This window comes from Shewanella inventionis (assembly GCF_014641855.1).
Lineage (GTDB): Bacteria > Pseudomonadota > Gammaproteobacteria > Enterobacterales > Shewanellaceae > Shewanella > Shewanella inventionis.
In genome coordinates, this window is sequence record NZ_BMII01000003.1 from 1 (window position 1) to 15119 (window position 15119).

The 15119-nt window shown below is 39.9% G+C and carries 11 protein-coding genes; 4 read left to right on the forward strand and 7 right to left on the reverse strand.

All coding sequences use genetic code 11. The features are described 5' to 3' along the window. Positions 1-273: 273 nt before the first annotated feature. The 6 genes from IEW93_RS02270 to prmB are packed head-to-tail and all read right to left on the reverse strand — an operon-like array spanning position 274 to position 5559. On the reverse strand, positions 274-813 hold the full coding sequence (locus IEW93_RS02270) for an RNA methyltransferase (protein WP_188736799.1): 540 nt from the start codon (positions 811-813) through the stop codon (positions 274-276). Positions 814-836: 23 nt separating this feature from the next. Beyond that, on the reverse strand, positions 837-1115 hold the full coding sequence (locus IEW93_RS02275; RefSeq protein ID WP_188736524.1) for a YfcL family protein: 279 nt from the start codon (positions 1113-1115) through the stop codon (positions 837-839). A gap of 3 nt (positions 1116-1118) precedes the next feature. Beyond that, a complete protein-coding gene (locus IEW93_RS02280; RefSeq protein WP_188736526.1) occupies positions 1119-2255 on the reverse strand; it encodes an ATP-NAD kinase family protein in 1137 nt (378 codons plus the stop codon). A 28-nt stretch (positions 2256-2283) separates the two neighbouring features. Continuing rightward, positions 2284-3465 (reverse strand): MFS transporter, encoded by a 1182-nt coding sequence (locus IEW93_RS02285; RefSeq protein ID WP_188736527.1) that lies wholly within the window; start codon positions 3463-3465, stop codon positions 2284-2286. Continuing rightward, positions 3465-4559, reverse strand: a complete 1095-nt coding sequence (aroC, locus tag IEW93_RS02290; RefSeq protein WP_188736529.1) for a chorismate synthase — start codon at positions 4557-4559, stop codon at positions 3465-3467. The genes IEW93_RS02285 and aroC overlap by 1 nt, the downstream gene beginning before the upstream one ends. A gap of 55 nt (positions 4560-4614) precedes the next feature. Next, positions 4615-5559 (reverse strand): 50S ribosomal protein L3 N(5)-glutamine methyltransferase, encoded by a 945-nt coding sequence (gene prmB / locus IEW93_RS02295; protein ID WP_188736532.1) that lies wholly within the window; start codon positions 5557-5559, stop codon positions 4615-4617. A 79-nt stretch (positions 5560-5638) separates the two neighbouring features. Here prmB and smrB point away from each other — a divergent pair, with 79 nt between their 5' ends. Then, a complete protein-coding gene (gene smrB / locus IEW93_RS02300; protein WP_188736534.1) occupies positions 5639-6166 on the forward strand; it encodes an endonuclease SmrB in 528 nt (175 codons plus the stop codon). Between the two features lie 170 nt (positions 6167-6336). Here smrB and sixA read toward each other — a convergent pair whose 3' ends face one another. Then, positions 6337-6810 carry a phosphohistidine phosphatase SixA gene (gene sixA / locus IEW93_RS02305; RefSeq protein WP_188736536.1) on the reverse strand — a complete coding sequence of 158 codons (474 nt, stop codon included), beginning with the start codon at positions 6808-6810 and terminating at the stop codon, positions 6337-6339. A 189-nt stretch (positions 6811-6999) separates the two neighbouring features. Between sixA and IEW93_RS02310 the strand changes: the two genes are divergently transcribed. The 3 genes from IEW93_RS02310 to IEW93_RS02320 all read left to right on the forward strand — a co-directional run bounded on the left by IEW93_RS02310 (position 7000) and on the right by IEW93_RS02320 (position 15068). Then, on the forward strand, positions 7000-9789 hold the full coding sequence (locus tag IEW93_RS02310; RefSeq protein WP_188736538.1) for an insulinase family protein: 2790 nt from the start codon (positions 7000-7002) through the stop codon (positions 9787-9789). Positions 9790-10100: 311 nt separating this feature from the next. After that, positions 10101-14405, forward strand: coding sequence for an EAL domain-containing protein (locus IEW93_RS02315; protein ID WP_188736540.1), 4305 nt, complete (start codon positions 10101-10103; stop codon positions 14403-14405). Positions 14406-14513: 108 nt separating this feature from the next. Then, positions 14514-15068 (forward strand): hypothetical protein, encoded by a 555-nt coding sequence (locus tag IEW93_RS02320; protein ID WP_188736542.1) that lies wholly within the window; start codon positions 14514-14516, stop codon positions 15066-15068. The last annotated feature ends 51 nt before the right edge of the window (positions 15069-15119 follow it).

A 15119-nucleotide genomic window follows, 5' to 3' on the forward strand; every position in this document is an offset into this window, starting at 1 on the left:
TTACTTCAGGCACTTGTTTACCGAGTTGCCCAAGCGTCTACCTACCGACGATTTGACCGATTTAATGCCGTGGAATGTTGATCTAAGCAATATCGATTAACGCTTCACTGCTTCATTTACCGCTTACCAGTCAGCGCCGTGTTTAAGCCTGTTAAACTCTCGCGAAGTCATCACTTATTAACGTTATTCAGGCTAATAAAAATTGAGAAACATAAAAAAATACCGGATGATTTCTCATCCGGCATTTTCAAATAAATATGATATTGAGCAAGCTTACTTCAACCAATGCTTCACTTTAGTCCGGTTATTATTGTCACGGCTTTGTTTTATTAACTCATCATCCGCTTTAATTTGCGTTGTCTTAGCGAGGCGATCATAAAGCAGCACATTCACCGATGCGGCAAGGTTCATGCAGCCTACTGTCGGCACATAAACAACGTCAGTCGCGGCGTCAATTAATTGCTGCGGGATCGTACCATCTTCAGGTCCGAAGATATAAAACGCATTGTCGGGATGAGTAAATAATGGCAAAGGTGTCGCGCCAACCACCAAGTCAACGCATACGATTGTTGCGCCTTGAGGCACGCTTTCAAGTAAGGACTCAACACCCTCTAACGGAATGCGTTTAGCCGCATCTTTGGTGTCGACATCATATTGAGCGTCGCCCGACTTAGCCGCTAACTCATATCGCTTACCTGTGTAACAAACACGATTAACACCATAACAGCCAGCAGCACGCATAATACCGCCAACGTTTACCGGTGTTTTAGGGTTAACTAACCCAATTGTGACTTGCGAAGACGGATTTACCATAACACTCTTTGTTTGTTCCACACTTAAGCTGCTTGAGCAACAATACGTTGACGCAGTTGCTGCCAGGCAGCTTCAACGAGGGCGTAGTCTTGCGCATTTAATTCTTTGTCTGCTAAGGCTAGGCAACTTAATAGTTTTTTATCGAGTGCGGCTAAATCTTGCTCAGCTTCGACTTCTAACTCGGCTAACACAACAGCAACATGACCTTGTAAGTAACCACAAGCAAACAATGCATCATCATCACTGTTATTTACGCTTTCTTCAATCCAAGACTCTAATGCTGCATCGTACTGTTCTAACATGGTTTAGTTCTCCACCAAATCTGGGTTGGCCACTTGATACATCACGTAATCGTGGTAGCCAGTGACTATTTTGTAATAGCCAGTGAGTGCTTTGTCTAATTCAGGGTCGCCACTATCCACAATTAATGGCCTACCTTCAAGTGCTTTGAGCTTAGTTTTTGTGGCTAAGATTAAAATATTGTCTTTTGGGATGCGTTTTATCAGCTCAGGTGACAATTGCTGGTTACCGCGGCCTAATATATGCCCTTGTCCACCGATGAGGGTAATCACCAGCTTAACCTTGTCGGCAGGCATATCTTTGCTCAATTCGAGCAATTGATTGGCGCTGACATCTTGAGCAATTAACATGTTGTCTTGAATAACATCAACACCGAGTAAGGTATTGTCTATCCCCAACTCTTCCATCACAGCAGCAACGGTACTGCCCGAACCCATAATAAATAACTCATCGTCCATTGATTCAATGATGTCAGCTGCAATATCAGCTAACACTAGTTCATCAACTTCTTTGCCGCCCATTTTTACTGCTTGTATGTAACGCGGCTCTGCTGGCACGGTCATTTCACCAAACCGTTTTGCTCTAACGTTGCCTTGCCTAAAGGCGACTTCATCAATGTCCATCACATCAGCCGACATTAAACTCACCAGCTCACCCTGCAACAACATACTCACCACCAAGCCTGAAGCGTGTGGCGTAATACCGTAAACACCCGAGTGAATTTTAACCCCCGCAGGTACACCTAATACGGGCAAACTATCGTCAACCACAGCATAAATATCACGTGCGGTGCCATCGCCTCCGGCAAACAGCAATAAGTCTAATTGCTGCTCTAACAAACAGGAAACTGCATTTTGGGTATCTTGTGAGGTAGTGGTGCTATCACTGCAATAAACTTCAGTGGTAGAAAAGCCCATTTGTCGACACAAGTTTGCACCCATGTCGCCCGATGCAGTAATGATATCGAGTTTTTCTGCAAAAGGTAATATCACCGCTAATGCTTGCTGCATACGCATTTGAGCTTTAGGGGTTGCACCTTTGGCAATGGCTTCTAACGCCACACCATCAGACCCTTTTAGTCCTACACTGCCGCCTAGTCCGGCCAATGGGTTGATGATTACCCCTAAGCGAAAACGTTTCACAATAACTCCTTGCGACTCTTTTTAGATGTTAATTTTGTATTGCATTAGCGGTGACTTCACCATTGATATTGGGGATCAGCAATACCGCAATCATAGATAAAAACGCGCAGCTCGCAGCAAAGACCCATACCCACATGGTTTGGCTGCCATCGCCCCAAATCATACCGCTTATCCATGTACCAAGTGCACCACCTACACCAAAACTCACGCTGGCGTATAACGCCTGCCCAGTGCTGCGATGGCTAACATTAAAATGACGATGAATAAAATGAATAGACGCAGCGTGCACTAGGCCAAAGGTAAAGGCATGAAGAATTTGGCTTATGATCAACAACAAAAGCGATTCAACGCCAAAAGCCAACAATAGCCAGCGAATGGCTGTCAGTAACATACTCACCACCAGCAACGCTCGAATACCGTACTGGCGAATTAAACGTGACGAATAAAAGAAGATAATAATTTCAGCAAATACGCCAAGCGCAACCAGTATGCCTGCAATGGTTTCTGAATAACCAAACTGCTTTAAGTACAATACAAAGAAGCCATAAAAAGGCCCTACGCTCATTTGCAGCAGCATTGCTGATACCATAAACCAAATAAGTGATGCATCGAAGGTTAATTTGGGACGATCTGACTTATTAATCACTGCACTGCGATTAGCCGGTAACGGTAATGAACAGGCAAACAAGCCTAGAAATAATATCATGCCCATATAAGGCAGCACTTCAGGGCCCCAATAATCAATGGCAAAACCACCACTTATCACTAACACAATATAGCCGACACTACCCCAGCTACGAATTGCACCATAACGCTCAGCTTTGTCACCTAAGGTTTCTAAGGTAATCACTTCTAACTGCGCCAGAATTGAGTTCCAAAAAAAGGTATAAATGGCCAAGCTAATGGCAAGGTATAAAAAGCTGCCGTCAAAGAAAAAGCTGATGTAGGTCATTGCCGCAGCGAACGAGCCCAGCTTAATCAGCTCGGCGCGCATCCCTGTTCGGTCGGCAACAGCAGCCCAAATATTAGGCGCAACAATGCGCGTGGCCATTAATATAGCCAGTAAAAAACCAATCTCTTGCGCATTGAAGCCTCGACTATCAAAAAAGACCCCTAAATAGGGGACCATAATGCCGAGAATAGAAAAGAAAAAGAAATAACAGGCGCCGAGCCAGCGTAAATCTGGTTCAGCGCGATGATTTGAGGGCATTAACGCATACCAATCACAGGAGTTTGACGAACCACATCTTGGTTTTGCGCGCGGTGTCGTAATAAATGATCCATTAATACAATCGCTAACATGGCTTCAGCAATAGGCACTGCACGGATACCCACACACGGGTCGTGTCGACCTTTAGTGATCATATCAACCGTATCACCCTGCACTGTCATGCTTTGACCCGGTACACTAATGCTAGATGTGGGCTTTAATGCAATATGGGCTACAACAGGCTGGCCTGATGAAATACCGCCTAATACACCACCTGCATGATTAGAGGCAAACCCCTCTGGTGACATTAAATCACGACCTTCAGAGCCTTTTTGGGTCACAACACCAAAACCATCACCTATTTCGACACCTTTAACGGCATTAATGCCCATAAGCGCATGGGCAATATCAGCATCTAAACGATCAAATACTGGCTCACCTAAACCCACAGGTACGCCGGTGGCTGCCACGGTAATTTTGGCGCCAATTGAGTCACCCGATTTACGTAAATCGCGCATGTACTCATCTAATGCGTCTAACTTAGTTGCATCAGGAAAGAAGAATGCATTTTGTTCAATTTGGGTTAAATCAATTGTATCAGCAGTAATGGGGCCTAGTTGAGCAAGGTAGCCATGAATTTCAATACCATGCACTTGCTTAAGGTATTTTTTAGCCACGGCGCCCGCCGCAACACGCATCGCAGTTTCGCGCGCAGATGAACGCCCACCACCACGGTAATCACGCATGCCATATTTTTGCTGATAGGTATAGTCAGCATGGCCTGGGCGGAAGGTATCTTTAATGTCAGAATAATCTTGGCTGCGTTGATCGGTATTTTCAATCAACAAACCAATAGAAGTACCCGTGGTTTTACCTTCAAACACTCCTGATAAAATTTTCACTTCATCAGGCTCACGCCTTGCAGTGGTATAACGCGATGTGCCTGGACGTCGTCTGTCTAAATCATGTTGCATGTCTTCAACGGTTAATTCGAGCCCTGGTGGGCAACCATCAATGATACAACCTAATGCAACACCATGGCTTTCACCAAAGGTTGTGACTACAAAATTTTGACCGATACTGTTTCCTGACATGCGCGTTAACTACCTCTAAAATTGATTAATACACAGCTAAATGCTCTTATGCTTATTATTCACCATCTTTGTATATTGCGAAAAGTGATTGATTTTCAACTAGCTGATCACGAGTCAATACAAACACACCATCACCACCAAATTCAAAATCTACCCAGGTGAACGGCACATCAGGGAATTGCTCCATTAAATGCACCATTGAATTACCCACCTCAACGACTAACACGCCGTTTTCGGTTAGATAATCAGCTGCATTGGCTAAAATGCGTTTGGTTAAATCTAAACCATCGCGACCCGATGCTAAACCAATGGCTGGCTCATGATGATATTCATCTGGCATGTCACCAATATCTTCGGCATCCACATACGGCGGGTTTGAAACGATTAAATCGTAATGTGGCCCTTTAGGGATCGCTGAGAATAAATCAGACTGGATGGGGAAAACGCGCTCCATCACATCAAGTGACTCAATGTTAATTTGCGCAACGTCTAATGCATCTTCACTGATATCAAGCGCATCGACTTCAGCATCTTCAAAAGCATAGGCACATGCAATAGCAATACACGCACTGCCAGTACATAAGTCCATAATACGATGTACAGGCTTGTTGTATAACCACGGGCTAAATTGGTTATTAATCATTTCTGCAATCGGTGAGCGCGGCACTAACACACGCTCATCAACATAAAATTCAAGACCGGCAAAACTCGCTTTATTGGTTAAGTACGGCACAGGCAAACGTTCACGGACACGGCGAATAATTAACTCAACAATTTTATGTTTTTCACTACTAGTGAGGTTACTTAAGATAACTTGTTGACCGATTTCTTCGGGTAAGTGTAAAGCATGAAAAACCAATGCAATAGCTTCGTCCCAGGCATTATCTGTACCGTGACCATAATAAATATTGGCATCATTAAAACGGCTAACCGCCCAGCGCAACATATCACCTATAGTACGTAACTCAGTGACCGCTTCATCTACAAAGATTTTATCCAAAACACGCTCCTAAAAAATTGTTCTGCACTATTGTAACTGATGTCTATTAAGATGACCTAGAATTCAATACAATACCGTCATGAAAGACGAAAATTACCCAGACAACTCGCTGTTTAGTCAACTGATAGACGGTATCAAACCGCTTAAGCAAGATACCCACCATTTTAAACAGCCAGTCAAACCCAAACAACAATTCGAATTTAAAGAGCGTCAAATTCACGTTGACAGCTATTTTTCGGATACCTATCAGCCGCTGCTGCCGGTCGATGGACCTATGCGTTGGATTAATGACAGTGCAGATAAACTTGAGCTAAAACGCTTGAGGCGTGGTGACTATACACCCGATTTGCTACTCGACTTACACGGATTAAGGCAAGCAGAAGCCAAACTCGAGTTAGCGGCTCTTATACAAGCCTGTGTAAAGCAAAGCAGCATTTGTTGTTGTGTCATGCACGGATACGGAACTGGCATTTTAAAACAACAACTGCCCCTGTGGTTAGCACAACACCCCAAAGTCAAAGCGTTTCATCAAGCACCAAAAGAATGGGGCGGCGATGCTGCGTTGCTAGTGTTAATTGATATTGGGGAGCACCCCCACCGACGTTAATCGCAATAGCATAATTCGGGCTAAACTAATTTGGTATGGCTTTAAAAACGCAAAAAGGTAAGTTCACACTTACCTTTTTGTCATGTTTGTACCCAATTTACTCAATAAATGCACGATTTCAGCATCAATAATCTACCAACTCATAGTTGGGCATAATGTAGGCTGCATCATTAAGATACAACTTGATGAGGAGCGGTCATTGCAACAAAACTACATTGTTCCATATGCTTATCAATTTGCGCAATGGCAGAGGTTGCAAACAAAGGCGGCTCAATGCCCGCAACCAGCTCACTGACCATAAAACCTAAAATAGGCATGTGAGCAATCACTAACACTTTATCCGCTTTAAATTGGTCAGCATAAGCAAGTACTACATCAACCGCTCTTTTAGCATCACCAGAAGGCGTTACATCATCAAGAACAACAAACTTTCGAGGTTCGGGTAAATGTTTACTCACCTCTTGCCACGTTTGTTGAGCACGTAGATAGGGGCTCACTATTACCAGATCAAAATAACTATTATTTTTGACTAACCAATTAGCCATATAGCCACTGTGTACACGGCCAATTTCAGTTAATTTACGCTCTCTGTCTGACGGTGCATCAAAACTTGATTCACCATGTCGCATCAAAAATAGCTGCATACTTCTCTCTGGATGTTTTTATTATCATTCTTAGGCAATTGTAGCGCTAAATAGCACAACAACAAACCCTAGTATCACCGATAATTCGCTAAACTTTAGTCGATAAAGGCATAAAACATGCCTTCGCTATTTGCTAAAAACCCATAAGAAGATCAATATATAACAAGTTATGTTTTCTGGAGCCTTCTTTTGCCTGATTATCCAGCAGTTTATAAAAGCCAAAATGACCATCGTCAATATCAATATCGAGTATTAAGCAATCAATTGCGAGTACTACTGGTTGAAGATATGCAATCAAACCAGGCGGCAGCGTCTATGGCTGTCGGTGTTGGTCACTTTGACGATCCTATCGATCGCCCTGGCATGGCGCATTTTCTTGAACATATGTTGTTTTTAGGTACCGAAAAATACCCAGACTCTGGCGAATATCATGCTTACATTAATCAACATGGTGGCAGCAATAATGCTTGGACAGGTACCGAGCAAACCAACTTTTTTTACAGCCTTAATGCCGACGCCCTAGAAGGCTCTCTTGACCGTTTTAGTCAGTTTTTTATCGCACCTAAATTTGACTTAGCGTTAGTTGACCGCGAAAGACAAGCCATTGAATCTGAATTTAGCCTTAAGCTTAAAGACGACATTCGCCGGGTTTATCAAGTACAAAAAGAAACGGTCAATCCAAAGCATCCATTTTCAAAGTTTTCGGTGGGCAACTTAACCACTTTAGCTGGAAAACAAGCAGACATTCGTGATGAGTTATTAGCGTTTTACCAACAACATTACAGCGCTAATATCATGACATTGTGCGTTGTCGCGCCCCGTCCCATTGCTGAGCTAGAGATAATTGTTAATCGTTATTTTTCCAGCATTCAAAACCGAAATGTAAGTAAACACTATCCACAAGAGTCTTTGTTATCAAAAGAGCAACTGCAAAAACACATTCAAATAGTGCCATTAAAAGATCAAAAAAGAGTGAGTATTTGCTTTGCACTACCACCGATAGATCAATTTTATAAACGTAAGCCTCTCACTTTCATTAGTCACTTACTGGGTAACGAAAGCCCAGGTAGCTTATTGTCATATTTAAAGATACAGGGCCTAGCAAATAATTTATCGGCTGGCGGTGGTGTCAATGGATACAATTTTAAAGATTACTCCATCAGTATTCAGTTAACAGACAAAGGTCTAAATGAGCTAGATGAAGTTGTAACCTGTGTATTTGAATATATTGAACTAATAAAACAACAAGGCGTAGAAGCATGGCGCTACCAAGAGCGAGCCAATTTATTAGACACTGCGTTTCGCTTTCAAGAACAAATTAAAATTTTAGATTTAGCCAGTCATTTAAGCATCAATATGCACCATTACGACACCGAAGACATTATCTATGGTGACTACCGCATGGATGAGCTGCTAGAGCATGAAACAAAACAGCTCTTATCAATGATGTCAGCTGACAATATGCGTTTAATGACAGTCGCAAAAGAGTCGCAAGTTGACAAACAAGCAGCTTGGTACGACACACCATACAAAGTTAATGACTTAACGCCTGATCAACTAAAAAAATGGGCCACAGTAAAAACGAGAAATGCGCTAAAACTGCCTGAAAAAAACCCTTTTATTGTCGCCAATCCTCAAGCAAGGCCCGAGCCAAGCAACACCCTTGTGCCCAAAATTGTGGCGGAGGGTGAAGGTTATCGAATTTGGCATAAAAAAGACGATGAATTTAACGTGCCTAAAGGGCATTTATATTTATCGCTAGACTCAGATGAAGCCAGTTCAACCCCAAAACAGGCTGCATTAACACGGCTTTATGTCGAAATGCTCATCGACTATTTAACAGAGCCAACTTACCAAGCAGAAGTCGCTGGGCTTAATTACAACATTTACCCGCATCAAGGTGGTATAACGTTACACTTAACAGGGTTTACAGGTAACCAAGAAAGATTACTCACCTTAATTATTAACAAAGCGCGCGAACGTAATTTTACCGAACAACGCTTTAGTATGATTAAAAAACAAATTTTGCGTAGTTGGAATAATGTCGCCCAGGCAAAACCTATATCGCAGTTATTCACCAGCCTCACGGTAACATTACAAAAACGCAGTTTTGAGCCCGCCAGAATGGCAGAAGAACTGTCTAGCCTTACGCTAGAAGACTTACATAATCATGTCAGTGCATTTTATAAAAAAGTGTATTTAGAGGGTTTAGTCTACGGAGATTGGTTAGAGGAAGAAGCCCAACAACTCGGTAAACGCTTAAAACATTTATTGTCATTAGTCACCAAGCCAAGCACAGAGTCCTCTCGAGAATTAGTCAATTTAGATAAAAGAGGCTCACTGCTACGTGAAAAGAGCATTGCCCATCAAGACAGTGCCATCATTGTATATTATCAATCACGCTTTGCTACTCCAGAGCGTATGGCACTGTTTAGCTTGTTGAATCACACTATGTCTTCAACCTTCTTTCACGAACTGCGCACTAAGCAACAACTTGGCTATATGGTTGGCACCGGTTATTTACCACTTAATCGACATCCTGGGATAATATTTTACGTTCAATCCCCTACTACAGGGCCCAGACAATTACTCGAGGCAATTGACGAGTTTATCGCAGACTTTAATTACGCCGTGATGCAAATCACCAATGAACAGTGGGAAAGCACCAAACAAGGCATGATCAGCCAAATAATGGAAAATGACACAAACCTAAAAACCCGAAGCCAGCGCTATTGGGTTAGCTTAGGAAATCGAGATTATCACTTTAACCAGCGAGAACTTGTGGTGGCAGAAGTGATGAAACTCACCAGAGCTGATTTAATTAAGTTTATGGTCACTCACATGCGCAGTAAAGATTGTGATCGCTTAGTGCTATTTAGTTGCGGTGAACAACATCACAGCCAGGCGAGTCTTCGCACAGACAACATGATTGTTGACTTAAAAACGTTTAAACAACAAGCAGAAAAATTTCAGTTTTAATAAGATATTTAAACGAATACAAACTAAAGAGGCCTTAGCACATATTGAGTAACTAACGTGATGAGGCCCCATGTTATGCAATGTAAAGAATGTAAACACTGTTTACTGAACTTCATTCCATATAAAACTTTAGTATGACTAAGTTATTGATAAAAAACTAACTCTAGACCATCTTCTTTAGAATAATTGCTCAATAAACTATCAACCTCGTGATTTTTGTTAACATGCTTTTGACAAAGACGCAGGTTTCTGAAAAAGTAGACAATTCTTCTATATTATTGCGGCATCGAAAGAGAATAAACATAACAATTATGCCTAAAATTTTACTCAAACTCTGTGTCTACGCCAGTTTATTGTTAAGTTCATTTGCCCACGCCTTTGATAGCAATGGCACAGAATCAAACTTTGACCTTTTACTGAATCATACAAACTACGGTGTAGCCGACGGCTTGTCACAAGATACCGTCACTGCAATCGTAGAAGACAGCGAAGGTTATGTGTGGGTTGGCACCATAAATGGCTTGAATCGCTTTGATGGTAATGAGTTCAAACAATTTTATGCTGCTGATGATGGCAAATCTTTACCGAGCTCTTTTATTCGTAACCTACTTATCGATAATAAAGGTGCCCTGCTGGTTGGAACAGATAAAGGCTTAGTTCAATTTGATAGTGAAACTGAATCTTTTTCAAAAAACAGTATTTCTGAACATATCGGAGAACAAGCTGTTTGGTCATTATCGCAACAAGGTAATGAAATTTTTGTTGGGTTGAATAATAAATTTATTATTTATGATCTTGCAAATAAAGTTGTTAGTTTGCTTTATGAAAATGAAGAACTACATGAAATAAAAAAAATATTGAAACATGACAAAACTTTATACATAAGAAATTATGACGGTAAAGTGTTCACCTTAGAATCTTCAACATTTAAACTTAAATTACAAAAAAGTAACGAAATAGAGTTATTTAACAACGAAGTGTTTGCATCAACTAAAGATGGGATAATAAACCTAATAAATAACAAAAAAATATCAACAATAGGGATGTCAAGTTTAAGTAAATCAAAGAATTCACTAATCGGGATTTATGAAAACAAAGTTTACAGAATAAAACCAGAGGAAAACGAATATAAATCTTCCAACCTAGGGTTCATCAATCTAGAAAAAGAAAAACTTAATAAAAATTTCCTAACCGAAATCAACGATAGCATATACATTTCAAATTATATAGAAGGGTTTTTCAAAGTATCGGAAAGCAACAACTATATAAAAAGAATAATTTCCGACACAGAAAACATTTGGTCATTATCAAAAGATGGCGATGAAATATACATTTTAAATGATGGAAGCGATGTTGTTATTTATGACTATGTATTTAAAAACAAAAAAACAATAAAACTAAACCTACCCCATGGCCCAAAATCTATGATTACAAACAGCAATAACATATTCATAGGCACAACCATTGGATTATTAATAGTCAACAAGAAAGATAAAAGTATTACCACAGTTATAAATGAACCCATTTATAGTTTAAAATATTATGAAAATATCATATATGCTTCAACCTCTAATGGAAATGTCCACAGCATAGATAGTAATGGTAACTTGTTAAACACTTTAGAAACTGAGAAGGGTTATCCAGTATATGATTCTCTTAAAGTAAAAGATGAGCTTTGGCTAGCATCACAAAAAGGTTTATACCACTATAAAAATGGTATTAAAACTCATATTTTTAAAAATGATTTCGTTTTCAACTTACTTTATTTAAATAATACATTATATTTTGGAACTAGGAACTCTATATATACCACCAACTCAGATAAAAAGCATATAACAAAAAAAGTATTCAGTAGAAATAAAATAATATACTCATTGACAAGCGTAGACAATATAATAATCGCCCCATCAAACAGAGAAGTAAACATATTAGACACAAAAAACCTTACTAATTACACATTACAAATCAGCAATGGTTCTCTTAAAGAATACAACACACAAGCATCCCTTAACGCTGGTGATAATATTTTAATTGGTGGCACTGAAGGTATAAGTATCTTAAACCCCAAAAAAATTATAAACAAACTGTCAAACTCGAATTCAAAAAAAATACACTTCCAACAGCTTCTTTTATTTAACACACCTGTTAATATTGACGGAAGCATTTTAAAAAAACCACTCGAAAACTCCAGGGAAATCAGCCTTAAATATTCAGAGTACCCTTTCACTATAAAGTTTAATGTACTCAACGAAAATAATAATGATTTTGAATTCTTTTATTACCTAGAAGATCTTGAAAAAAACTGGCTATCTACAAATGGAAGCAACTCCGTTACTTACACAAATTTATCTCCTGGCAACTACACCTTTAAAATCTATGCTGAAAATAAATTAACAGGAAATAAAACAGATATTAGAGATTTAAAAATAATTATTACACCACCATGGTGGTTGTCTAATTTAGCTATTGGTATCTACTCTATTATTACTATTATTATTATATCTTTATTTTTTAGAAGCATGAATCGTCGCCGCCAAACACAAAAACAAATAGCCAAAAGTGAAGAGCGCTTAAAACTGTCGCTATGGGGCAGTGGCGATGAAATGTGGGACTGGGATATTGAAAGCGGTAAAATTTATCGTTCTAATATATGGGGCTCACTAGATTTCCCTCAAGATGGGCAACGCTCAGGCAAACCAGAAGAAGAAAGCAATATACATCCTCAAGATAGAGAACGGGTCACCAAAGCATTGAACGATCATTTCAATGCGATAACTGACCACTTTGAAATCGCCTATCGGGTTAAAGCACGAAACCAACAATGGGTTTGGATTTTAGACAGAGCAAAAATTGTTGAGCGAGATCAGAAGGATCGTCCGCTGCGTATGACTGGTACTATTAAAGACATCAATAATATTAAACAAGCAGAAGAGCAATTACGTTTATTTGCCAGAGCCATTGAAAACATTTCTGAAGGCATGTTTATTCTTAATGAAAAATACCAATATGTTGAAGTAAACCAAGCTTGTTGCGAATTAACGGCCTCAACACAAGAAAAGTACCTCAATAAAACCCTAAGCTTTAATCGTTATCCAGAAAGTTACTCTGAACAAATACTAACCCTATTAAAGCAACAAGGTCGTTGGAGTGGCGAAATTGAAGCTTGCCGAGGTAATGATGACTTTTTCCTGATGGAACTTACAATTGACGCCATCTACAATGAACAGGGCGAAGCAAGCCACTATGTTGGTGTTTTCTCTGACATTACTCGCCGTAAACAACAAGAAGAAGAACTCAGAAAATTAACCAATAATGATTTACTCACAGGATTACCTAACCGCTCTAGCTTGCAAGTAACCTTAAGTAACCTGGTAAAAAAAGACATTCACCATACTCTTATGGTGCTGGATCTAGACAACTTTAAGCGTATTAACGACTCTTTAGGGCACCAAATTGGCGATGATTTATTAATTGGCGTGTCTGAGCGTATTAAGCTAGCGATCCCTGCTCATGCCAGCCTTTACAGATTAGGAGGTGACGAATTTGCCTTGCTAGTTGATCAACATCCTGATATTGGGTCGTGTGCAGCCATTGCTACGCAGGTAATTAATTGCTTAAAACCGGCTTTTAACCTCAATAACGAATCTTTAGTGTTGGGGATCAGTATCGGTATTGTGCTATATCCTGAAGATGAACAAAATGAACAAGCTTTACTGAGAAAAGCTGACATTGCGATGTATCATGCAAAATCGGCAGGGGGTAACCGATATCAATTCTATTCAGAATCCTTAAACCAGAATGCGTTACGCCAACTCGAAATAGAAAACCTTATCAGAGAAGCATTAAAAGATGATTTTTTTGAGGTTTACTATCAACCTAAAATTGACGTTAAAAAAGATCGCTTAACGGGAATGGAAGCCTTGGTTCGCTTAAACCACCCAACGTTAGGCATCATTGGCCCAAATGAGTTTATTCCACTTGCTGAAGAAAATGGATTAATTGTTGAAATTGGTGATCTTGTGCTTCGCAAAGCCTGTTTTGCAGCTCAAAAATGGTTAGACGCAGGCCTGTTTAGTGGTCGGGTTGCCGTCAATTTATCGTCAAAGCAGTTTGCACTTCCTGATTTACAGCAACGTATTGAGTCAATTTTACGACTCACTAAACTGCCAGCTAAACACCTAGAATTAGAAATTACCGAAGGCACGGTAATAAAAAACCCAGAACAAGCCATTAAAGTCATGCAGCAACTGGCAAAAATGGGGGTAAGTTTGGCACTTGATGATTTTGGAACGGGTTACTCATCATTGTCGTATTTAAAACGCTTCCCGATTAATTGTTTAAAAATTGACAAAACCTTTGTTGACGATATCGACAAGTCAGATCGCGACTTAAAAATGGTTGATTCAATTATTACCATCGCTCATAACATGGGCCTAACCGTTGTGGGAGAAGGTGTTGAGCAAACAGCTCAACTCAACATTCTAAAAGCCTTAAATTGTGAAGAAATACAAGGCTATATATATAGCAAACCAATAAAGGAAACTGAGTTTGAGTTAATGCTCACAGCAGATAAACTCAAATTTGAGTCGCTTTCGCAAACACAAATAAAAAAATAAATCATTCTCTCTTATATTTGGCACAACAAATGCTAATACAGACTCAGTTGTCAAAAAAATAATGTTTTTAACCCTGAGCTTGAATTACTAAATATAAGAGAGAATAAAATGATTAAAGGAATAATTTCACTAGCAGTTTTATCGGCGTTGTCTGTTGGTAGTTTAGCTATGACTAATGTCAATCAAACTGCACAAATCCCTGGCCTTAAAGTACTAGACACTCAAGTTGCACAAATCCCTGGCCTTAAAGTACTAGACACTCAAGTTGCACAAATTCCGGGTCTTAAAGTACTAGACACTCAAGTTGCACAAATTCCGGGCCTTAAAGTACTAGACACTCAAGTAGCACAAATTCCAGGCCTTAAAGTACTAGACACTCAAGTTGCACAAATCCCTGGCCTTAAAGTACTAGACACTCAAGTTGCACAAATCCCTGGCCTTAAAGTACTAGACACTCAAGTTGCACAAATTCCGGGTCTTAAAGTACTAGACACTCAAGTAGCACAAATTCCGGGCCTTAAAGTACTAGACACTCAAGTTGCACAAATCCCTGGCCTTAAAGTACTAGACACTCAAGTTGCACAAATTCCGGGTCTTAAAGTACTAGACACTCAAGTTGCGCAAATTCCTGGTCTTAAAGTACTAGACACACAAACCGCTTAAGGAGTCTATGATGTTTACTTCTCTTAAGATAGCATTAGGTTTAGCAAAACC

Excerpts from the sequence above, each read along its gene's own strand:
- aroC (WP_188736529.1), bottom strand. The coding sequence starts at position 4,559 with ATGTCAGGAAACAGTATCGGTCAAAATTTTGTAGTCACAACCTTTGGT.
- IEW93_RS02275 (WP_188736524.1), bottom strand. The coding sequence starts at position 1,115 with ATGTTAGAACAGTACGATGCAGCATTAGAGTCTTGGATTGAAGAAAGC.
- smrB (WP_188736534.1), top strand. The coding sequence starts at position 5,639 with ATGAAAGACGAAAATTACCCAGACAACTCGCTGTTTAGTCAACTGATA.
- sixA (WP_188736536.1), bottom strand. The coding sequence starts at position 6,810 with ATGCAGCTATTTTTGATGCGACATGGTGAATCAAGTTTTGATGCACCG.
- IEW93_RS02320 (WP_188736542.1), top strand. The coding sequence starts at position 14,514 with ATGATTAAAGGAATAATTTCACTAGCAGTTTTATCGGCGTTGTCTGTT.
- IEW93_RS02315 (WP_188736540.1), top strand. The coding sequence starts at position 10,101 with ATGCCTAAAATTTTACTCAAACTCTGTGTCTACGCCAGTTTATTGTTA.
- IEW93_RS02285 (WP_188736527.1), bottom strand. The coding sequence starts at position 3,465 with ATGCCCTCAAATCATCGCGCTGAACCAGATTTACGCTGGCTCGGCGCC.
- IEW93_RS02270 (WP_188736799.1), bottom strand. The coding sequence starts at position 813 with ATGGTAAATCCGTCTTCGCAAGTCACAATTGGGTTAGTTAACCCTAAA.